Raw genomic sequence first — 19,522 nt, 5'->3', positions numbered from 1 at the left:
GTACGCCTGTCCTCCCCTTTTCGTGTCGCTCCGGGTCCGTCGGCTATTTCACCGGAGCGGGAGCCTCGACTCCTTCGGGTTCGATGGTGTCTTCGATCTTGAGCAGCTTCCCGGCCCGGGCACCAAGACGCCGGGAGAGGCGCTGCGCCGCGAACGTGAGCAGGAAGTTCAGCAGGATGAAGATCGCCGCCGTGACCAGCAGTGCCGGCAGGATATTGCCTTCGCCGGATGCCAGGCGGCGGGCATATTCGAGGAGCTCGGTGTAGCCGATGAAGGTACCCAGTGCCGAGTCCTTCAGGATCACCACAAACTGGCTCAGCAGTGCAGGGAGCATGGCCACCAGCGCCTGCGGCATTTCGATGGAGCGCAGTGACTGTCCCGGGGTGAGGCCAATGGCCAGGCCCGCCTCACGCTGGCCCTTGGGGAGGCCGAACACGCCGGAGCGCACCAGTTCGGCAATGACCGAACCGTTGTACAGGGTCAGGGCAATGACCACGGCCCAGAACGGCACCTGTGCCGGATCCACCGACGTGGACTTCGAGAGGAACTGGTAGAAAAACACCATCATCAGCAGCACCGGTACGGCGCGGAAGAATTCCACCACGATCCCGCAGGCCCAGCTGATCGGCTTGAAGGTGGAAAGCCGGCCGATGCCGAAGAGCAGGCCGAAGGCAATGGAGGCGACCACGGCGACGGCGGCAGCCTTCAGAGTCGAAAGCAGGCCCGGCAGGAGGTAATACTGCCAGGTGCCCCATTCCAGGAACGGCGTCCACTTGGCGGCCTCGAACTGGCCCTTTTCCGCCAACCCGGATCCTGCCACCCAGAGCAGCCCCAGGACCAGCAGGATGCCCAGGATATTGGCGATTCGGATGTTCCGGCGTGCCTTGGGTCCCGGAGCATCAAACAGGACGTTCTGTGCGCTCATCGTGCGACCGCCAGTTTCTTCGAGGCCCAGGTGGTGAGCAGGCCGATGGGGATGACAATGATGACGTAGCCGATGGCAAAGGTCAGGAAGATCTGCGTCATCAGGTTGGGGTAGAACTCAATCATTGTTTTCATCGTGCTGGAGGTTTCCACGGCAACGCCGGCCGTGGCAGCCACGGTGGTGTTTTTCACCAGGGCAATCAGCACGTTGCCCATCGGGGCAATGGCGCCGCGGAAGGCCTGCGGCATGATGATAATCCGTGCGGCGGGCAGGAAGCCCAGGCCGATGGCCCGGGCGGCTTCCGCCTGGCCCAGCGGAACCGTGTTGACGCCGCTGCGGATGGCTTCACAGAAAAAGGCCGCGTGGTAGACCGTCAGGGACAGGACCGCCAGGCGGAAGAAGTTGGTGGTGAAGTCCGAGGACAGGCTGACATTCAGCTGCGACCACAGGGCGAGCGAACCGAACACCATGATGATGGTCAGCGGGGTGTTCCGGAAGATATTCACGTAGGCAGCACCGAACCACTGCAGGCTGGGGATCGGGGAGATCCGCATCATTGCGAGGACGGTGCCCAGAATCAGCGACCAGAGAGCCGCCCAGAACGCGAGCTGGATGTTAACCCAGAAAGCGCCGACGACGTCGTACTGCTCGAAGAGGGCAGTAAAACCCTCCATGTTTCACCTCTTTATGGTGGACGAAGCCCGGGCCGGGAAAGCGGAGTGCTTTCCCGGCCGCGGGGTGGAACGGACGGTGCCTCAGGCACCGGAGGTACTGGTTAGGCGCAGGCATCCATCGTCGGCGGGTTCAGTTCCGCGTTGAAGGTGTAGTCGGCTCCCTCGGTGTTCTTCTTGATGGCTTCTTCCCAGGCGCCGTCGTCGATCATCTTGGTGATCGCGGTGTTGACGTCCTCGCACTTCACGAGGCTGCCTTCCTTCGGCAGGCCCACGCCGTACTTCTCTTCGGAGAAGGTGTTGCCCACTACCTTGAACTTGCCCTTGTTGGCGTCCGTGGAGGCCAGGCCGGCGAGGATGATGTCATCGGTGGTCACGGCGTCAATGGAGCCGCCCTGCATGGCCGTAACGCACTCGGCGTAGCTCGGCTGTTCCAGCAGGTTCACGCCGGCGGCGTAGTTGTCCTTGATCTTCTGGGCGGAGGTGGAGCCCGTGACGGAGCACAGGTTCTTGCCGTCCAGGTCCTCGGGGCCGGAGATGTCGCTGTCGGAGGGAACCAGCAGGTCCTGGCCGGCCACAAAGTACGGTCCGCCGAAGGCAACCTTCTCCTTGCGGGTATCCGTGATGGAGTACGTCGCGAAGATCATGTCCAGCTGGTCGTTCTCGAGCATGTTCTCGCGCTGTGCGGAGGGGCTGGAGATGAACTCGATCTGGTCCTCGGGGTAGCCCAGCTCGTTGGCCACGTACTTGGCGACATCTACGTCGAAGCCGGTGTACTCGCTGCCGTCCTTGAAGCCCAGGCCCGGCTGGTCGAACTTGATGCCGATGCGGATCTTCTCGCCGGAGCCTTCGGTGCTGCCGGAATCCGAGCCGGAATCCCCGCCGCAGGCGGACAGGGTGAGTGCGGCAACGGCAGCGATTGCGGCCGCGGCGTAACGGGTCTTGCGCATGATTTCTCCTTGCATTGCGGTGCTCCGGTGAAACGGGGCACCTAGCCTCATAAGGATTTCCCCCAACTGGTGAAACCCCGGTATTGCGGTACTGCCGGTATTACGTGGACGGTCTAGTGCGAAAGGATTTTGCCCAGGAAGTCTTTGGCCCGGCCGCTCTTGGGATTCGTGAAGAATTCCTCGGGCGTTGCCTCTTCGACGATCTTTCCGTCGGCCATAAAGATGACGCGGTCTGCGGCCTTGCGTGCGAAGCCCATTTCGTGCGTGACCACCACCATGGTCATGCCTTCCTTGGCCAGGCCGACCATGGTGTCCAGGACCTCGTTGATCATTTCCGGGTCCAGCGCCGAGGTGGGCTCATCAAAGAGCATGACCTTGGGCTTCATGGCGAGTGCGCGGGCGATGGCCACGCGCTGCTGCTGACCGCCGGAGAGCTGGGCCGGAAGCTTGTTGGCCTGGTTGGCAACGCCGACCCGCTCCAGCAGCTCCATGGCCAGTTTCTTTGCCTCGGCCGGCTTGGACTTGCGGACCTTCACCGGCCCCAGCGAGACGTTGTCCAGGATGGACTTGTGCGCAAAAAGGTTGAAGGACTGGAAGACCATCCCGACGTCGGCGCGGAGCTTGGCCAGGGCGCGGCCCTCGGCCGGCAGGACAGCGCCGTCGACGGTAATCTCGCCGTCGTCGATGGTTTCGAGACGGTTGATCGCACGGCACAGGGTCGACTTGCCGGATCCCGAGGGACCGATCACGACGACGACCTCACCGCGGGCGATGTCGAGATTGATGTTCTGCAGGACGTGGAGGTCCCCGAAGTGCTTGTTCACGTTCTTCAGCGAAACAAGCGGTGCAGCGGATTCAGGCGCGGACGTGCCTGGGGTTGTGTCACTGGTCATAAGGAAAATCTAACCAGATTATGTTGCAGGCATGTGTCAGGGGCCACTTGGAGCGGTAATTGTGACTCAAGAGCAACCTAAATCGGATGATGCGGGCCGATGAGTATGATCGCGTTGCCAGCGGCGCCATCGCGGCTAGCCTAGAGGCATGCCTACGAGTGAAGAGCACCTGACCCAGAACGCCCCGCGGAAGCGCGGACCGGTGGAGTTGCGGCGCGGCGCCGCCCTGACGCCTCAGTCGGACCGGTTCCTGCTGGACTCCGCAGGCTCGAGCCATTTCACGCATACCGATCCGTGGCGGGTGCTGCGGATCCAGAGCGAGTTCGTGGAGGGATTCGGCACCCTCTCCGAACTCGGGCCGGCAGTCAGTGTCTTCGGATCAGCCCGCAGCGTGCCGGGCTCGCGCTATTACAAGCTTGGCGAGGAAGTTGGCCGGCTGCTGGCGGAAGCCGGGCTGGCCGTGATCACCGGGGGCGGGCCCGGTTCCATGGAGGCGGCGAACAAGGGTGCCGTGGGCGCGGACGGGCTGTCGGTGGGACTGGGCATTGAGCTGCCCTTCGAAACCGGCCTGAACGAATGGGTGGATCTCGGCGTGAACTTCCGCTATTTCTTTGTGCGGAAGACCATGTTCGTGAAGTACGCCCAGGGTTTCATTGTCCTGCCGGGAGGCTTCGGCACGCTGGATGAACTGTTTGAGGCCATGACCCTGGTGCAGACACAGAAGGTAACCTCCTTCCCGATTGTGCTGGTCGGCTCCGAGTTCTGGAACCCGCTGCTGGACTGGATCCGCGAGACGCTGCTGGCCGAGGGCATGGTGGCGGAAACCGACCTGAAGCTCATCCACGTGGTGGATGACCCGGCCGAGGCAGTGCGGCTGATGATTGCGGACAGCGCCGGCCACGTCTCTCCGTAGCGCGCATCTGGCACGATGGTCCTGTGACACTCCTTCTGGTATTCCTTGCCATTGCCGTCCTTGGCGTGGCGGCGGCGTTCTCCTCCGGGCGGTTGCGTTCGGCTTCAGCTGAGCAGGATTCCGGGGTAGTCCGGGGCCCGGCGGAGGTGCAGGGCCTGGCCGAGCCGGACCCTCGGCTTCCCCCGGTGCTGCTGCCGCAGGATCCGGGGGCGGATGACATTTCGCGGCTCCGCCTCTCCGTGGCCCCCCGTGGGTACCGGATGGACCAGGTGGACGCGGTACTGGAGCGGCTGGCCCAGGCCCTGGCGGAGAAGGACGCGCGGATCGGCAGGCTTGAGGCTGAACGCCGGGGGCACGGTCAGGACGCGGCGCCAAACGGAGAGTCCGCGTGAGCGCCCTGCCCGGCGCGGACGGGCAGCTGCGCTGCGGGTGGGCGCTGGCAAGCCCGGATTACCAGCACTACCACGACACCGAGTGGGGCAGGCCGGTGGAGGGCGACCGCGCCCTCTTTGAACGGCTCAGCCTGGAAGCCTTCCAATCCGGCCTCAGCTGGATCACCATCCTGCGCAAGCGGGAGGCTTTCCGCGCGGCTTTCGCGGACTTCGAGCCGGCAGCGGTCGCCGCCTTTGGCGACGCCGACCGGGAGCGGCTGCTGGCTGATCGCGGCATCGTACGCAATGCCGCGAAGATTGATGCTGTGATAGCCAATGCGCGGGCGTTGCTGGCGCTTCCGGATGCCGGCGGACTTGGCGGCCTGCTCGAACGCTACCGGGCCCCGGCAGGCAGGCCGGCTCCCCGGACCTCCGCGGAGGTTCCCGCGTCCACACCGGAATCCGCGGCGCTCGCCGCCGCGCTGAAGAAACGCGGGTTCCGTTTTGTCGGCCCGATTACCGCGTACGCCATGCTTCAGGCCACCGGGTACGTCAATGACCACCTTGCCTCCTGCTGGGTCCGTCACGGTGGCTGACCGCATGCAGGAAACCTCCCCGGACACAACCGGCCGGGTGCACGCCCGGCTGCGGACTGCTGCGCGGCGGAGCGCCGCCGTCTTCTTCCGGTGGCCCTGGTATCTGCAGGTCCTCGCCCTGTGGGTGGGTGCGAGGCTCTTCTCGCTGGCGGTCCTGGCGGCTGTTGCACGGTTCCAACCGGCCGGGCCGTGGTGGGGCCCGTCCCCGTCATATTGGCAGTTCATAAATATCTGGGACGCGGAGTGGTATTCGCGTATCTATGAGACCGGCTATCCGGACACCGTCCCCAGGGACGATGCCGGGAACGCGCTTGAAAACGAGTGGGCGTTTTATGCCCTTTTTCCCTTGCTGGTGCGGGGCCTGGATGCGGTGACCGGCCTCGGCTGGAACCTGCTGGCGCCGATTGTTGCCATGGCGGCGGGCACTGCCGCGGCCCTGGTGATCTACCGGCTGTTCCGGCTGCGGGCAAGCCACGGGAGCGCCCTGTGGGGAGTGCTGTTTGTTGCCGTCTTCCCGGTTTCACCCATCCTGCAGATTCCCTACGCCGAGGCCCTGAACCTCCTGCTGCTGGCGGGTGCCCTGTACCTGCTCCTTGAACGCCGCTACCTCACGGCCATCCCGGTGGTGCTGCTGATGTGCCTGTCCCGGCCGGTGGGTGTTCCCTTTGCCCTGACGGTGGGGCTGATTCTGCTCATCCGCCTTGCACGACGCCGGCGGGCAGGGTTCCCCGCCCCGGAAGCCTGGCGCCTTACTGCCCTGGCGGCAGCTGCGGGCGCGGCAGCGCTGGCCTGGCCGGCCCTTGCCTGGGCTGCAACCGGGGACCTGCGCGCCTACACGGATACCGAGAGTGCCTGGCGGTTTGGGGATCTGGTCCCGTTCATGCCCTGGCTGACCATGGCCCGGAACCTGGTCGGCCCGGTTTTTGGCCCCGTTCTGCTGGCAGCCCTTCTCCTTGCCGTGACGCTGTACCTCACCTCACCGCCGGTGCGGCGGCTGGGGCTGGAACTCCAGCTCTGGTGCGCAGCGTACCTGCTGTACCTGCTGGTGTTCCTGAACCCGCAGACGAGCACCTTCCGCCTGCTGCTGCCGCTTTTCCCGCTGGCGCTTTCCACCGCGTGGCTTAGCCGTTCCCGTGCCTACCGGGGAACCGTGGCACTGACCTTCGCCGTGCTGCAGATTGTCTGGGTTGCCTGGCTCTGGCGGTGGACGCCGCTTCCGGCAGGCGGGGACTATCCGCCGTAGGTTTGTGGCACGGAACACACGAAATTTCCTCTGGCTGGCACTTGTGCGGAATAATGACAGCAATTGCCCGCGGGATCATTTATTTCGCAGGCAGCGGATTACAGGTGATCCGGTAAAACCGGCGCACTGTGAAAGGGGAATCTTAGAAATGGCTGCGATGAAACCGCGTACGGGTGATGGACCCATGGAGGTTACAAAGGAGGGGCGCAGCCTCATATTGCGGGTGCCGATTGACGGCGGCGGGCGTCTGGTGGTTGAGCTCAACGTTGAAGAGGCCGGCAAGCTGAGGGAATGCCTTTTGGGAGTTACGGGCTAGCCTTTAACCCATGCAGCTGCCTTCCAAGCCCTCGTCCAAGGCCGCCGGTGCGGCCTCTCCCTTCCTCACGGCGTCACTGCCTGAAGTCACTGCCCTGGCGACGCTGGGTTCTGCTGACGGGACGAAGGAGCCCGGCAGCGGACTGCATCCCGCTGCCGGGGAGGGAGTGGATGTATTGGCAGTAGCCATGGCGCCGGCGCCGGCTGCCGGTTCGGGACAGGACGAGGACGAAGAAGCTCCGGTTCCGCAGCCGCGCCCCGGCGCCGTGGAGGCCGCAGTCCGCTACGGTGCCGACGTCGCCGTACGGGCCCGGAACGCCCGGGTCACGGGCAAACCCGGCGAAATCCTGGTCATCGAACCGCCGCGGGACGCCCCGGAACTGCCCGGAAAGTTGATCTACGTGGGAGTCGGGGATGAGTCGCCGGCCGCACTAAGGCGCGCAGGCGCATCCCTGGCACGGGCCACCATGGGGGCCGTACGCGTGCGGGCCGCTGCCGTGGACGGGCTCCAGCCGGCAGCGCAGGAGGCCTTCATCGAGGGCTTCCTGCTCGGCGGCTACCGGGTGCCCCGTGCAGGCGTGACCCCTGCGCCCGCCCCGATTGCGGCGCATCTTGAACTGACCGGCGCGGACACCGCCGCCGTGTCCCGGGCGCTGATTACCGCGCAGGCCGTATGGACGGCCCGGGACCTGACGAACATCCCCGCTGAGACAGCCACCCCCGCATGGCTGGCGGACCAGGCCCGGACTCTGGGCGAGCGGAACGGACTGTCGGTGCGCGTACGCACCGAAAACGAACTCAGGGCTGAAGGATTCGGCGGACTGCTTGCGGTGGGCTCAGGGTCCGAGCATCCGCCGCGGCTGGTGGAGGCTTCCTACCTTCCCGAGGGCGCCTCCGCCAACGTTGAGCACGTGGTCCTTGTCGGCAAAGGCATCACCTTTGATTCCGGTGGCATTTCGCTGAAGCCGCGGGACGCCATGATGACCATGAAAACGGACATGGCAGGTGCTGCCGCCGTGCTGGCAGTGGTGGCGGCCGCCGCGGAGCTGAAGCTTCCGGTGAAGGTAACCGCTGTGCTGGCCCTTGCCGAGAACGCCATTGGAGCTGCTTCCTACCGTCCCGCCGACGTTGTGCGAACCTACAACGGCACCACGGTCGAAGTGGGCAATACCGATGCCGAGGGCAGGATGGTGCTGGCCGATGCCCTGGCCTACGCCGCAGCTGAACTCGCGCCGGACGTGCTGATTGACGTGGCAACCCTGACGGGTGCGGCCGCCGTCGGGCTGGGCAACAATCACGCAGCGCTGTTCGGAGACGATCCCGAGGTGCTGACCCGGCTGGAAGCTGCAGGTGCGGCTTCCGGCGACGCCCTCTGGCAGTTGCCGCTGGTTTCCGACTACGCGTCCATACTCGACTCCGATATAGCCGATGTTGCGCACATCGCGCCCGTAAAGGCGAAGTTCGGTGCCGGGGCCATTGTCGCAGCGCTGTTCCTGCAGAGATTCACCGCAGGCGTGCCCTGGGCCCACATTGATATTGCCGGTCCCGCACGCATCGGCAAGGACAGCCGTGAACTCACCAAGGGAGCCACCGGGTACGGCGTACGGCTACTGCTGTCCTACCTGGCCGGCCAGCCGAAGCCCGGCGCTTAGGGACGCCAAGGCCTGAAGGGACGCTAAGGCGCCGGGGGCAGGGACGGTGCCCGGGACTGGATCCCGGGCACCGGCGCTAGGCGGTTTTTACGGCCAGCAGCAGCCCGTCGCCGGTGGGGAGCATGGCGGAGGCAAGGTTTTCGTTCTCCCGGATGGCTTTGCCGACCTTCCGCAGGGTATTGGTGGTTGCTTCGCGCACCGCCGGATCGGCCACCTTGCCGTGATCCAGGGCGTCATTGACCACCAGCAGACCGCCGCGTTTGAGCAGCCGCACGGCCTGGTCGACGTAGAGCGGGAACGAGGCTTTGTCTGCGTCGATAAACACCATGTCATAGGCAGCATCGGTGAGCCGGGGGAGTACCTCCGCGGCCCTGCCGGAGATGGTGCGGGTGCGGTTCCCGGGAATTCCGGCCTCCGCGTAGGCTTCGCGGGCGGCGCGCAGATGGTCAACATCTGAATCGATGGTGGTCAGGACAGCGTTGCGGCCCAGTCCGCGCAGCAGGCAGACGCCGGACACCCCGGCCCCGGTGCCCACTTCCACCACGGTGGCAGCCTTGCTGGCGGCTGCCAGCACGGTCAGCGCGGCACCCACCCCGCTGGAGACGGCACTGACGCCAAGCTCGTAGGACCTCTCACGCGCGCGGAGCAGCACCTCATCCTCGGTAGGCAGGGCCTCCGTGTAGGACCAACTGGTCTGCTTGTCGGCGCGCATGGGGGTTCACTTTCGGTCCGGAGGGGGTTGTTGCTTTGACAAGCTTAAGGCCAGCGGCGGACTAACCGCGTACGCGCGGCCGGAGCGTCTTGTCTACGTACTGACTGCGTGCTAACAGCCAACTCCCAGATTCATGCGTAAACATTGTTAATTGGATGTGCGGACGTCACGGGCGGGTTGGAACTGAAGTCCGGGGGCCTGCCGCATCCGGTAACGCTGATTCCGTTTCCCGATCCGCAGGGATCTTTTGAGCCGCCGCGATGGGCCTGTACCGGTATGACAGGGCCAGGGACGGCTGGCTGTGCAGGGAAGCGGCAGGGCTGGACGGAAGGAGGAAGGCCATGGCGACTACGCCGGAAAGCACTGCAGCGGACAGGACTTCAGCCGACACCGCTGCAACCGATACCGCTGCCCAGTGGGTACGCCCCACATGGGAGGAAGTTGTGGAGGCGCATTCGGCCAAGGTCTACCGGCTGGCCTACCGCCTGACCGGCAACAAGCATGACGCAGAGGATCTGACGCAGGAAGTCTTCGTGCGTGTCTTCCGCTCCCTGGAGAACTTCCAGCCGGGCACCCTCGACGGGTGGCTGCACCGGATCACCACCAACCTGTTCCTTGACCAGGCCCGGCGCCGCAGCCGCATCCGGTTTGACGGCATGACCGAAGAGACCCAGAGCCGCCTGCCGAGCAGCGGACCGGGTCCCGAACGCAGTTTCGAGTTCAACAACCTCGATGTTGATATTGCCAGGGCGCTGGAGGAACTGCCCCCTGATTTCCGGGCCGCCGTGGTTCTATGCGACCTCGAGGGTCTCTCCTATGACGAAGTGGCCCGGGCCCTGGACGTGAAACTGGGGACCGTCCGTTCACGGATCCACCGCGGCAGGGCGATGCTGAAGGAAAAGCTCGCCCACAGGGATCCGCAGGCCCGCCCGGCGGGCATGCCGCGCCTGAAGCTTCCCCGGGTTGCAGGAGCCAGCTGAGCAGTGCGACACCCTACGCGGCACCTCCGCGACTACATTGATGCTGAAATGCCTCCCCGCCGCATGCAGGCCATCGAAGCGCACCTGTCCCGGTGCGCCCTGTGCCGTGCCCGAGTGGCCGAAGAGCGGCGGCTCCGCAGCCGCCTGCGCTCCCTGAGGGTTCCGGGTGCCGGCCCGGAACTCAAGGACAGGATCAACCTCAGCGTGGCCAGCGCCGCAGCCGGAGCCGGCGCTGGAACCGGGACGGGTACTGCGCCACCCGAGCCCGGCCTGGACGGACGCAGCCATGTGCTTGCCGCTGCCGGCGCCGTGGCCGCAGCGGGAGCGGTGCTGCTGGCCGGGGCCTACTTTGCCGGCACCCTGCTGGAGGTTCCCGCCGTCGCCGGAACACCGGCAGCCATGGCCGCGGGCTGGCATACGGTAACCCGCGGCTCCGACACACTGGGACAGGAGCAGCTCGCCTCGCTGCGGGCGCACGGATGGTCCTGCCCTGAATTTGCGGATCTGGGCCTGACGCTGGAGTCCGCCCGCTCCCTGGAAGTGGCCGGCCGCCCCGCCGTCGAAATGCGGTTTACCGGCAACGGAGAACAGATCCGGCTGGTGGAACAGCATCCGCTGCCCGGTGAAGACCGGCAGCCGGTTATCAACGCGGTGAGCGGCCGGGCGGTCGCTGCCGACGGATTCAGGGTCACCGGCTCCACCGAAGGACCCGCAGTGTTCGGCGCGGACGGGAATCCGGGACAGACGGTGATAGCCGCGGGAAGCGTCACCTACACCTTTGAATCCACGCTGCCGGTGAAGACCCTGCCACGTGCCGTGGAGGAGATCTCGGTGATGGAATCCGCCCGCCTGGACCGGCCGCCCGCCGAGCCCGAACCCATGGAGCGGATAGTCCGCGGGCTGGCCGTGTTCTCGCGCACCGGGTGGGCGCTCTAAATGGCGGCAAGTGGCTCCCGGCTCCCGCGAAAAGGTAGTCTTCAAGAGTGGTAGGAATCAACGGTTACGAGTTCATCATCCTGGCGATTATCGCCGTGGTGATACTGGGTCCTGAGCGCCTGCCCGAATACGCCTCGCAGCTCGCCCGGCTGGTTCGGGAAGTCCGCAGGATGGCCACCGGAGCGCGCGAGCAGCTGCGGGAAGAAGTGGGGCCGGAGATTGACCAGGTGGACTGGCGCAAGATGGATCCGCGCCAGTACGATCCCCGCCGCATCATCAAGGAAGCGCTGCTTGATGACTTCGACGACACCGCCAAACCGGCCGCTGCCCGGCCTGCGGCTCCGGCACCGGCAGGCCCCGGGGCGGCCCCGAGCCTGGCTAAGGCTCCGGCCGCGCCTGCTGCATCCCGCCCGCCCGCGGTAAAACCGCTTGAGCGGCTGGCAGCCGGTCAGCGCGCGCCCTTTGACATCGAGGCCACCTAGGGGCACTGAGCGAGGCACGCCCGTCCGGCAGCCGTTCCGCCCCCGCGGAGGCAGCCTGCCCGGTTTTAGACGGGGCTGACGCCCAGGTTCCTGCCGGCCAGCCCACGGGGCCGGCGTGCCAGATTCCGTGCAATGCGGCGGAGTTCAGCCGCCGCGGTATCTTCCCCGGCGGTATCTTCCCCAGCGGTATCTGCTCCGACAGTATCTTCCCTGTCCCCGTCTTCCACGGTACCGATTTTTGCGTGGCCGTCATCTCCGGCGCCGCCGTCAGGACCCAGCGCCACCGGGCGGCCGTTGTCGCCTCCCTCGCGCAGGGAAACGTCCAGGGGAATGCTTCCGAGCAGCGGCACCGGGTACCCGAGCGCGTCGCCCAGCCGGCCGGAAACCGCTGCGCCCCCGCCGGAGCCGAAGACCTCCAGGCGTTCACCGCCCGGCAGTGCCAGCCATGACATGTTCTCAATCACGCCGGTGACTTTCTGGCCGGTTTGCCGGGCCACGCTGCCTGCCCGCTCAGCGACGTCGGCTGCCGCGCTCTGCGGAGTGGTGACCAGCAGGATTTCCGAGCCGGGAAGCAGCTGGCCCACGGAAATGGCAATGTCCCCGGTGCCCGGGGGAAGGTCCAGGAACAGCACATCCAGGTCGCCGAAGTACACATCGGTCAGGAACTGTTCGAGCGCGCGGTGCAGCATCGGCCCGCGCCAGGCCACCGGCTGGTTGCCGTCCACGAACATGCCGATGGAGATGGTCTTGATCCCGTAGGCCACCGGCGGCAGGATCATCTCATCCACGCGGGTGGGCGGCTGGGTAATGCCCAGCAGGCCAGGCACGGAGAACCCGTGCACATCGGCGTCGACAATTCCCACACGCAGCCCCTGGGCCGCCATGGCTGCAGCGAGGTTCACGGTGACGCTGGACTTGCCGACACCGCCCTTTCCGCTGGCCACCGCGTAGACGCGGGTGAGTGAATCCGGCCGGTTGAACGGGATGGTGCGCACGGGGTCGCCGCCGCGCAGCCGGTCCTTCAGGGCGTTGCGCTGTTCGGGCGTCATAACGTCCAGCTCCACGCCCACGCTGCGGACTCCGGGGACCGCGGCAAGGGCACGTTCGACGTCGGCAGTGATGGTGCCGCGCAGCGGGCAGCCGGCGATGGTCAGCAGGACCTGGACCGCGACATTGCCGGCGTCGTCCACGGTGACGCCTTTGAGCATTCCAAGCTCGGTAATGGGCCTGCGCAACTCCGGATCCTGGACGCCGTCGAGGGCACGCAGTACCTGTGCTTCCAGAGGGGAAGCGGGTTCGGGCAGTGTCACGGCCTAGCTGTCCCTCCCGCCGGGATTGAGTTTGGGCATGGCATCGGCTCCCTCGCCATTACGCCGGCGCCGCCTGCTGCCGCCGTCCTCGTCATTGGCTTCGAGCAGTTCTTCGAGCAGTCCGCGGATTTCGGACCGTACATAGTCCCTGGTGGCAACTTCGCGCAGGGCAATGCGCAGCTCGGCGATTTCCCGGGTGAGGTACTCGGTGTCCATCAGATTGCGTTCGGCGCGTTCCCGGTCCTGACGGACGGAGACACGGTCACGGTCATCCTGCCGGTTCTGGGCCAGCAGCAGCAGCGGTGCGGCATAGGAGGCCTGCAGCGAGAGCATCAGCGTCAGGACGGTGAAACCAAGCGCAGCGCTGTCGAACCGGGCCGATTCCGGACCCCAGGTGTTCCAGATGAGCCAGACCGCACAGAAAACGGTCATGTAGACCAGGAACTGCGGGGTGCCCATAAACCGGGCAAAGTTCTCCGTGGCGTGGCCGAAGGCATCCGGGTTGGGGGAGAGCCGGGGCAGCCATCTCGTGCGTGCAGTGCGGGGAGTATCCAGGCCGCTGGTCGTCGACTTGATCTTCTCAGCCATTTTTCCTTCCCTGCTGCGTTATCGGGCCGGTCTCGTCGGAAACGCGCCAGTCGTCCGGTAACAGGTGGTCCAGCACGTCGTCCACCGTCACCGCCCCGACCAGCCGTCCGGCGTCACTGATGACCGGCAGTGAATTCAGGTTGTAGGTGGCCAGCATCCGCGAGACCTCGCTGATGGTGGCGTAGTCCCGGACCGGTTCCAGGTCCGTGTCCAGGATGTTGCCCAGTGCCTCCGGAGGAGCGGAACGGAGCAGCTGCTGGATGTGCACCACGCCGAGATACTTCCCGGTGGGCGTCTCCAGCGGCGGGCGGCACACGTAGATGGAGGAGGCCAGGGCGGGGGTGAGTTCCTCCCGGCGCACATGGGCCAGTGCTTCGGCCACCGTGGCTTCGGGCGGCAGGATGACCGGGACCGGGGTCATCAGCGACCCGGCGGTGTCTTCCTCATAGTTCATCAGGCGCCGGACGTCACGGGCGTCTTCGGGCTCCATCAGCTGCAGCAGTTCTTCCTTCTGCTCCTCCGGCAGCTCGTTGAGCAGGTCGGCCGCGTCATCGGGATCCATCTCCTCCAGCACATCGGCCGCCCGTTCCACATGGAGGGACTGCAGGATCTCGACCTGGTCATCATCGGGGAGTTCCTGGAGCACGTCTGCGAGGCGCTCGTCCTGCAGTTCGCTGGCGACTTCGATACGGCGCTTTCCGCTCATCTCGTGCAGCGCCTCGGCGAAGTCGGCGGCCTTCAGATCATCATTCTGCGCCACGAAGGAGGTCGCAGCCTGGGGCCCGGAGGTGTCCCAGTGGACGATGTCCTTCCAATCCACGATCATCTGCTCGCCGCGCCGGCGCAGGGACCCCAGCCGGGACGCCGACCCGCCGCGGCGCACAAAAAGGTTGGACACGTGCCAGTCCCCGGCACGGTTCTGTTCAATGGCAATGTCTTCGATGGTGGCGTCGCCGCTGCCGTCACGCAGCTTGACCCGGCGGTCAAAGAGCTCTGCGACCACCAGCATCTCCGCGCCGCGCTGTTCAAACCGGCGCAGATTGACCAGCCCGGTGCAGATGATCTGTCCCGGGTCCATGGAGGTGATGCGGGTCAGCGGAACGAAAACGCGTTTTTTGCCGGGTACCTCCACCACAATGCCCACCGCCTGCGGCGGCCGGCCGGGACCGCGGTCGAGCACGACGGCGTCGCGCAGCCGGCCCAGACGGTCACCGAGCGGATCGAAGACATCTAGGCCGAGCAGGCGCGCGATAAAGACACGGGTAGGATTTGTGCTCACATCATTAGGCTACTTTGTGCCCGCAGCTAACGCCGTATTAAAAGGTAGGCCGGCAGCGGACCGTTCACTGCCAGCGATACGTTACCCTTCCGGGACGCCCATGCGAGAGAATGGGGAAATGTCGAACCTATTTGGTGCCACACCCAAGCCGGACACAGGCCGCAGCCTGCCCCAGGGCGAAACCGTAGGACGGTACACCGCCTACCTGGACGCCCAGAAAGCAGTGGACTACCTCGCTGACAGCAAGTTCCCGGTGCAGATGGTTTCGATTGTCGGCAACGAACTGAAGTCAGTGGAACGGGTCACGGGCCGGCTGACGTATCCGCGGGTTGCGCTTTCCAGTGCAGCCACCGGTGCATGGTTCGGCCTTTTTGTGGGCCTTGCCCTGATGCTCTTCGGCGGCAGCGGCGCGGGTATTTCCCTGATTCCGTCCATGGCACTCGGCGCCGTGTTCTGGGTACTCTTCGGCGTGCTCGCCTACGCACTGCAGCGCGGGCGCAGGGACTTCACCTCCACCAGCCAGGTCATAGCCACCAGTTACGACGTGATTGTGGCCCCGGAGGCAGCCAATGAGGCACGCCGGCTGCTGCACCAGCTGCCCATGGTCGGCCAGGCCGGACACCCGCAGGCGCCTGGCGCCCGACCGAACGCACCCACCTTCCATCCGCCGGTCAACGGCGCGCAGGGACAGGCTCCCGAGCGTCCCTCCGGCTGGGCCAACCCCTACGGCCGGCCGGCAGCGGACACCGCTCCGGAGGAACCGAACACCACCGGTCAGGCTCCCGCCGGCGTTTCGGCAACCGAGAACCCCGCCCGGGCAACGACCCGGCGCGGCCAGTTCCCGGACCTGCCGGACGGCCGTCCCCAGTACGGTATCCGCCGCACGCCCCGGCCGGCTCCGGCATCGGATTCGCCGGGACACGAGTCGCCGGCACAGGAATCACAGGCACAGGATTCACAGGCCCGGGTTTCCCCCGGACAGGCACCCACGCTGGACAAGGCACCGGAGGAACCGGGCAGCCCCGAACAGCAGCCCGCCGCCTCCGGATCCGATGACACCGGCGAAGGCCGCCACCGCGGCTAGGAAACGGCAGGTACGCAGAAGGCCCGCACTTATCAAAGTGCGGGCCTTCTGTGTACCCGGCGGGGGCTGCCGGGTGGTTACTCTGCGGCGTAGATACCGGCCATCCAGTCCTCGACGTCGCCCGGGTTGCGGGGGAGGGCGTCGCTCAGGTTCACCGGACCGTCCGCGGTGATCAGGATGTCATCCTCGATCCGCACGCCGATGCCGCGGTATTCCTCGGGCACCGCAAGATCGGTGTCCTTGAAGTACAGGCCGGGCTCGATGGTGAACACCATGCCCTCGGTGATGGTGCCGTCCAGGTACAGCTCGGCGCGGGCCTGGGCACAGTCGTGTACGTCCATGCCGAGGTGGTGGCTGACGCCGTGCGGCATCCAGCGGCGGTGCTGCTGGCCCTCGGGGGAGAGCGCCTCCTCGAGTGAAACGGGCAGCAGGCCCCACGCGTCCAGGCGCTCGGCCAGGACCTTCACTGATGCAGCATGCACGTCGCGGAACTTCGCACCGGGCAGGGCAGCGGCGAAGCCTGCGTCGGCTGCGTCGAGGACGGCCTGGTAGACCCTGCGCTGGACCTCGGTGTAGGTGCCGTTGATCGGCAGGGTGCGGGTGACGTCTGCGGTGTAGAGGCTTTCGGCTTCCACTCCGCCGTCGAGCAGGAGCAGTTCACCGGCACGCACCGCACCGTTGTTGCGGATCCAGTGCAGCACGGTGGCATTGTTCCCTGCCGCGGCAATGGTGTCGTAGCCCAGGTCATTGCCTTCTTCACGGGCCCGGGCAAAGAACGCACCTTCGACAACGCGCTCGCCGCGGGGGTGGGAAATGGCGCGGGGCAGGGCCTTGACCACTTCGGTGAAGCCGTTGACGGTGGCGGCCACGGCGGCCTTCATCTGCTCGATTTCCCACTCGTCCTTGATCAGGCGGAGTTCGGAAAGGGCCTCGGTGAGCTCGCCGTCCAGGGCATCCAGTGCGCTGAGATCGGCGTTCTCCGGATCCAGTGCGGTGTTGTACCGCACGGTGTCCACCAGGGCGTCAACCATTTCGTCGACGCCGCGCAGCAGCCGGACGGAGACGCCGCCGAACTGCGGATCGCCCACATTGTTCGTGATGGCGGTTTCCGCTTCGTCCAGGTGGCGGGCGGGCAGGCCGAGCATGCTGCTGACGGCCTCCAGGCCCAGGCGGTCACCGATCCAGAAGGAACCGTAACGGGCGTTGGAGTAGAACTCGTCGCTGTCGGTGCCGGCGAGGGGACGGAAGTACAGAACGGCGGTGTGGTTGCCGCCGTCGTCACCGGTGCCGTTTTCCACCGGTTCCATCACCAGCACGGCGTCAGGTTCGCGGTCCAGCCCAAGGCCGGTCATGTGGGCGAAGCCGGAGTGCGCGCGGAAGCGGTAGTCGGTGTCGTTGGAGCGGACCTTCAGCGGACCGGCGGGGATGACCAGCCGTTCGCCGGGGAAACGCCCGGAGAGGGCAAGGCGGCGGCGTGCAGCGAAATCAGCCACGGCGTCGCGCTCCGGAAGTTCGCCGGACTCGGGGGCCCAGCCGGAAGACATGAACTTCTTGAACGCTTCGGAGGAGGGCCGCTGTGAGCGGTTGTTGACCCGGTCCTCGAGCGGCTGGCCCTCGGAGGGCTCGGGCAGGGTGTTCTCTGTCAATGCCTTCTCGGGGAAGGCCTTAGCGTCTGTAGTCACCCCTCCATCGTCTCACCGCCCCGCTAAGCGGCAAAACACCCTTTCCCGCCGGTACCCGCAGGTGCAGCGAAGAGAAGGCGGAACGGGGCGTTAGATTGGAAGCGTGAGAATAGACCTGCATACCCATTCCAGCGTTTCGGACGGCACCGAACAGCCCGCCGAAGTCATGGCTGCAGCTGCTGACGCCGGGCTCGACGTCGTGGCCCTGACCGACCATGACACCACCGCCGGCTGGGCCGAAGCCGCGGCGGCGGCTGTGAAGCTGGGCCTGGCCTTCGTGCCGGGCATGGAGGTCTCCTGCCGCAGTGCGGAGGGCATCAGCGTGCACGTGCTGTCCTACCTGCATGATCCGGAGCATCCCGGGCTGCTGGAGGAAATCGCCCGCTCACGCGCGGCCCGGGTCTCACGCGCGGAACTGATGGTTTCCCGCCTGGCCGAGGACTTTCCCATCGACTGGGCAGCGGTGCAGGAGCAGGTAGCGCCCGGAGCCACTATCGGCCGGCCCCACATCGCCGATGCCCTTGTGGCGGCCGGCGTGGTGCCGAACCGCTCGGCGGCATTCAGCGGGATCCTGACTGCGCGGTCCCCGTACTTCGTGGCGCACTATGCGCCGGAGCCGGCCCGCGCCGTGGAACTGGTGCGGCAGGCCGGGGGAGTGCCTGTGTTCGCGCACCCCGTGGCGTCCTCACGAGGGCGGGTGGTCGGCGAGGCCACCTTCCACGAGATGATCGACGCCGGGCTGCTGGGTGTGGAGGTTGACCATCGGGACAATCCGGAAGAGGGCCGGCAATGGCTGCGCCGGCTCGCCGGGGAGAACTCGCTGCTGGTCACGGGCTCCAGCGACTACCACGGAACCGGCAAGCCGAACCGGCTGGCGGAATTCACCACCGACCCGGCCGTGCTGGTACGCATCGCCGAACTGGGCACCGGCAGCGCCGTCGTAGGCACCCTGCCGGACTGAACCGGAAGCCTGCCCCGGCACCGTGCCGGACTGAACCGGAAGCCTGCCCCGGCACCGGGGCCGCGTTGGTCAGGCGCCTGCAGCAGGTAGCGGCCGGCCCGTTTCGGCGGACACCACGGATGCGGCGGAGCCCAGCCGCCGCGACATGACCTCAATGGCCTGCGGGTTCGCATCCACGCAGACGAATTTGCGGCCCAGCTTTGCCGCCACCGCGCCGAGCGTGCCCGACCCGGCAAAGAAGTCCAGCACCCAGTCGCCCTCGCGGCTGCTGGCGGCCACGGCACGGCGCAGCAGGCCCTCCGGCTTCTGGGTGGGGTAACCGGTTTTTTCCCTGCCGGTGGGGGAGACGATGGTGTGCCACCAGACATCGGTGGGCAGCTTGCCCAGCGCCACCTTTTCCGGGGTGACCAGGCCCGGGGCCATGTACGGTTCGCGGTCCACTTCGGCGTTGTCGAAATGGTAGGCGTCCGGGTTCTTCACATAGACCAGGATGTTGTCGTGCTTGGCCGGCCAGCGGTTTTTCGCCCGTCCGCCGTAGTCGTACGCCCAGATGATTTCGTTCAGGAAGCAGTCCCGGCCAAACAGGGCGTCCAGCATCACCTTTGCGTAGTGCACCTCGCGGTAGTCCAGGTGCACGTAGAGGGTGCCGTCGTCGGCAAGCAGGCGCCAGGCCTCGGCCAGCCGGGGTTCGAGGAACGCCCAGTAGTCCTCGAACGCGTCGTCGTAGCTGGAGAGCAGCCCCTTGACCGTGCTGTAGCTGCGGCCCTTGAAACCGATCCGGTCGCCGCTGCCGTCGATACTGCGGACCATGGTGGTCTGCTGCCGGCGCTGGGCACGCCCGGTGTTGAAGGGCGGGTCCACGTAAATCATGGTGAAGGAGCCGTCCGGCAGGGTCGGGAGGAACTCCGCGTTGTCCGCGTGTACCACCAGCGACCCGCCGTCCGGCGTCCACAAAGGGGTGCTCATAGCAGTGCTGCGG

Annotated in this window: 21 protein-coding genes; 11 read left to right on the top strand and 10 right to left on the bottom strand. The window is 66.4% G+C overall.

Features of this window, described 5'->3' with window-relative positions; translation table 11 throughout:
• Window positions 1–43: 43 nt before the first annotated feature.
• From AC5RVB_RS01140 to AC5RVB_RS01125, 4 genes are all read right to left on the bottom strand, one after another.
• On the bottom strand, window positions 44–925 hold the full coding sequence (locus AC5RVB_RS01140) for an amino acid ABC transporter permease (RefSeq protein ID WP_227903662.1): 882 nt from the start codon (window positions 923–925) through the stop codon (window positions 44–46).
• A complete protein-coding gene (locus AC5RVB_RS01135; protein ID WP_227903660.1) occupies window positions 922–1,599 on the bottom strand; it encodes an amino acid ABC transporter permease in 678 nt (225 codons plus the stop codon). The genes AC5RVB_RS01140 and AC5RVB_RS01135 overlap by 4 nt, the downstream gene beginning before the upstream one ends.
• A 101-nt stretch (window positions 1,600–1,700) precedes the next feature.
• Complete coding sequence (locus tag AC5RVB_RS01130; RefSeq protein ID WP_227929542.1) at window positions 1,701–2,546, bottom strand: glutamate ABC transporter substrate-binding protein; 846 nt, start codon at window positions 2,544–2,546, stop codon at window positions 1,701–1,703.
• Window positions 2,547–2,659: 113 nt separating this feature from the next.
• Window positions 2,660–3,439, bottom strand: a complete 780-nt coding sequence (locus AC5RVB_RS01125; RefSeq protein WP_227929543.1) for an amino acid ABC transporter ATP-binding protein — start codon at window positions 3,437–3,439, stop codon at window positions 2,660–2,662.
• A gap of 148 nt (window positions 3,440–3,587) precedes the next feature.
• Here AC5RVB_RS01125 and AC5RVB_RS01120 point away from each other — a divergent pair, with 148 nt between their 5' ends.
• The 6 genes from AC5RVB_RS01120 to AC5RVB_RS01095 all read left to right on the top strand — a co-directional run bounded on the left by AC5RVB_RS01120 (window position 3,588) and on the right by AC5RVB_RS01095 (window position 8,529).
• Complete coding sequence (locus AC5RVB_RS01120; RefSeq protein ID WP_227903653.1) at window positions 3,588–4,352, top strand: LOG family protein; 765 nt, start codon at window positions 3,588–3,590, stop codon at window positions 4,350–4,352.
• Window positions 4,353–4,375: 23 nt separating this feature from the next.
• A complete protein-coding gene (locus AC5RVB_RS01115; protein WP_227929544.1) occupies window positions 4,376–4,744 on the top strand; it encodes a DivIVA domain-containing protein in 369 nt (122 codons plus the stop codon).
• Window positions 4,741–5,319 carry a DNA-3-methyladenine glycosylase I gene (locus AC5RVB_RS01110; RefSeq protein ID WP_423724629.1) on the top strand — a complete coding sequence of 193 codons (579 nt, stop codon included), beginning with the start codon at window positions 4,741–4,743 and terminating at the stop codon, window positions 5,317–5,319. Before AC5RVB_RS01115 ends, AC5RVB_RS01110 begins: the two co-directional genes overlap by 4 nt.
• A gap of 4 nt (window positions 5,320–5,323) precedes the next feature.
• A complete protein-coding gene (locus AC5RVB_RS01105) occupies window positions 5,324–6,562 on the top strand; it encodes a hypothetical protein (protein WP_227929545.1) in 1,239 nt (412 codons plus the stop codon).
• 148 nt (window positions 6,563–6,710) lie between these two features.
• On the top strand, window positions 6,711–6,878 hold the full coding sequence (locus AC5RVB_RS01100) for a DUF3117 domain-containing protein (protein WP_227903647.1): 168 nt from the start codon (window positions 6,711–6,713) through the stop codon (window positions 6,876–6,878).
• A gap of 10 nt (window positions 6,879–6,888) precedes the next feature.
• On the top strand, window positions 6,889–8,529 hold the full coding sequence (locus AC5RVB_RS01095; RefSeq protein ID WP_494141752.1) for a leucyl aminopeptidase family protein: 1,641 nt from the start codon (window positions 6,889–6,891) through the stop codon (window positions 8,527–8,529).
• 76 nt (window positions 8,530–8,605) lie between these two features.
• Here AC5RVB_RS01095 and AC5RVB_RS01090 read toward each other — a convergent pair whose 3' ends face one another.
• Window positions 8,606–9,241: an O-methyltransferase gene (locus AC5RVB_RS01090; protein WP_227903644.1), complete on the bottom strand. Its 636-nt coding sequence runs from the start codon at window positions 9,239–9,241 to the stop codon at window positions 8,606–8,608.
• Between the two features lie 341 nt (window positions 9,242–9,582).
• Between AC5RVB_RS01090 and sigE the strand changes: the two genes are divergently transcribed.
• The 3 genes from sigE to AC5RVB_RS01075 are packed head-to-tail and all read left to right on the top strand — an operon-like array spanning window position 9,583 to window position 11,639.
• Window positions 9,583–10,221 (top strand): RNA polymerase sigma factor SigE, encoded by a 639-nt coding sequence (gene sigE / locus AC5RVB_RS01085; RefSeq protein ID WP_227929547.1) that lies wholly within the window; start codon window positions 9,583–9,585, stop codon window positions 10,219–10,221.
• A gap of 3 nt (window positions 10,222–10,224) precedes the next feature.
• Entirely contained in the window at window positions 10,225–11,157 is a 933-nt protein-coding gene (locus tag AC5RVB_RS01080) for an anti-sigma factor family protein (RefSeq protein WP_494141751.1), read from the top strand.
• 47 nt (window positions 11,158–11,204) lie between these two features.
• Window positions 11,205–11,639 (top strand): twin-arginine translocase TatA/TatE family subunit, encoded by a 435-nt coding sequence (locus tag AC5RVB_RS01075; protein ID WP_227903630.1) that lies wholly within the window; start codon window positions 11,205–11,207, stop codon window positions 11,637–11,639.
• Window positions 11,640–11,704: 65 nt separating this feature from the next.
• Here AC5RVB_RS01075 and AC5RVB_RS01070 read toward each other — a convergent pair whose 3' ends face one another.
• The 3 genes from AC5RVB_RS01070 to AC5RVB_RS01060 are packed head-to-tail and all read right to left on the bottom strand — an operon-like array spanning window position 11,705 to window position 14,816.
• A complete protein-coding gene (locus tag AC5RVB_RS01070; RefSeq protein ID WP_494141773.1) occupies window positions 11,705–12,943 on the bottom strand; it encodes an Mrp/NBP35 family ATP-binding protein in 1,239 nt (412 codons plus the stop codon).
• A 9-nt stretch (window positions 12,944–12,952) separates the two neighbouring features.
• On the bottom strand, window positions 12,953–13,537 hold the full coding sequence (locus AC5RVB_RS01065) for a DUF1003 domain-containing protein (protein WP_227903628.1): 585 nt from the start codon (window positions 13,535–13,537) through the stop codon (window positions 12,953–12,955).
• The gene (locus AC5RVB_RS01060; RefSeq protein WP_227903627.1) at window positions 13,530–14,816 is read right to left on the bottom strand and encodes a magnesium transporter MgtE N-terminal domain-containing protein; all 1,287 of its coding nucleotides are present in this window, start codon (window positions 14,814–14,816) and stop codon (window positions 13,530–13,532) included. The genes AC5RVB_RS01065 and AC5RVB_RS01060 overlap by 8 nt, the downstream gene beginning before the upstream one ends.
• A 118-nt stretch (window positions 14,817–14,934) precedes the next feature.
• Here AC5RVB_RS01060 and AC5RVB_RS01055 point away from each other — a divergent pair, with 118 nt between their 5' ends.
• Window positions 14,935–15,900: a YflT domain-containing protein gene (locus tag AC5RVB_RS01055; protein WP_494141750.1), complete on the top strand. Its 966-nt coding sequence runs from the start codon at window positions 14,935–14,937 to the stop codon at window positions 15,898–15,900.
• Between the two features lie 77 nt (window positions 15,901–15,977).
• Here AC5RVB_RS01055 and AC5RVB_RS01050 read toward each other — a convergent pair whose 3' ends face one another.
• Window positions 15,978–17,546, bottom strand: coding sequence for an aminopeptidase P family protein (locus AC5RVB_RS01050; protein WP_494141772.1), 1,569 nt, complete (start codon window positions 17,544–17,546; stop codon window positions 15,978–15,980).
• A 139-nt stretch (window positions 17,547–17,685) separates the two neighbouring features.
• Between AC5RVB_RS01050 and AC5RVB_RS01045 the strand changes: the two genes are divergently transcribed.
• A complete protein-coding gene (locus AC5RVB_RS01045) occupies window positions 17,686–18,543 on the top strand; it encodes a PHP domain-containing protein (protein ID WP_227903625.1) in 858 nt (285 codons plus the stop codon).
• A gap of 69 nt (window positions 18,544–18,612) precedes the next feature.
• Here the strand turns inward: AC5RVB_RS01045 and AC5RVB_RS01040 are convergent, their stop codons facing one another.
• Complete coding sequence (locus tag AC5RVB_RS01040) at window positions 18,613–19,509, bottom strand: DNA-methyltransferase (protein ID WP_227903624.1); 897 nt, start codon at window positions 19,507–19,509, stop codon at window positions 18,613–18,615.
• Between the last annotated feature and the right edge of the window lie 13 nt (window positions 19,510–19,522).

Source organism: Arthrobacter sp. Y3225209 (assembly GCF_059090685.1).
Note: the sequence above shows the minus strand (reverse complement) of the source record. Positions and strands in the feature narration are given on the sequence as shown.

What these genes read in the sequence shown, in the direction of transcription:
- AC5RVB_RS01100 (WP_227903647.1), top strand. Translation starts at nt 6,711, where the DNA reads ATGGCTGCGATGAAACCGCGTACGGGTGATGGACCCATGGAGGTTACA.
- AC5RVB_RS01040 (WP_227903624.1), bottom strand. Translation starts at nt 19,509, where the DNA reads ATGAGCACCCCTTTGTGGACGCCGGACGGCGGGTCGCTGGTGGTACAC.
- AC5RVB_RS01120 (WP_227903653.1), top strand. Translation starts at nt 3,588, where the DNA reads ATGCCTACGAGTGAAGAGCACCTGACCCAGAACGCCCCGCGGAAGCGC.
- AC5RVB_RS01140 (WP_227903662.1), bottom strand. Translation starts at nt 925, where the DNA reads ATGAGCGCACAGAACGTCCTGTTTGATGCTCCGGGACCCAAGGCACGC.
- AC5RVB_RS01065 (WP_227903628.1), bottom strand. Translation starts at nt 13,537, where the DNA reads ATGGCTGAGAAGATCAAGTCGACGACCAGCGGCCTGGATACTCCCCGC.
- AC5RVB_RS01105 (WP_227929545.1), top strand. Translation starts at nt 5,324, where the DNA reads ATGCAGGAAACCTCCCCGGACACAACCGGCCGGGTGCACGCCCGGCTG.
- AC5RVB_RS01130 (WP_227929542.1), bottom strand. Translation starts at nt 2,546, where the DNA reads ATGCGCAAGACCCGTTACGCCGCGGCCGCAATCGCTGCCGTTGCCGCA.
- AC5RVB_RS01055 (WP_494141750.1), top strand. Translation starts at nt 14,935, where the DNA reads ATGTCGAACCTATTTGGTGCCACACCCAAGCCGGACACAGGCCGCAGC.
- AC5RVB_RS01090 (WP_227903644.1), bottom strand. Translation starts at nt 9,241, where the DNA reads ATGCGCGCCGACAAGCAGACCAGTTGGTCCTACACGGAGGCCCTGCCT.
- AC5RVB_RS01095 (WP_494141752.1), top strand. Translation starts at nt 6,889, where the DNA reads ATGCAGCTGCCTTCCAAGCCCTCGTCCAAGGCCGCCGGTGCGGCCTCT.
- AC5RVB_RS01125 (WP_227929543.1), bottom strand. Translation starts at nt 3,439, where the DNA reads ATGACCAGTGACACAACCCCAGGCACGTCCGCGCCTGAATCCGCTGCA.
- AC5RVB_RS01135 (WP_227903660.1), bottom strand. Translation starts at nt 1,599, where the DNA reads ATGGAGGGTTTTACTGCCCTCTTCGAGCAGTACGACGTCGTCGGCGCT.
- sigE (WP_227929547.1), top strand. Translation starts at nt 9,583, where the DNA reads ATGGCGACTACGCCGGAAAGCACTGCAGCGGACAGGACTTCAGCCGAC.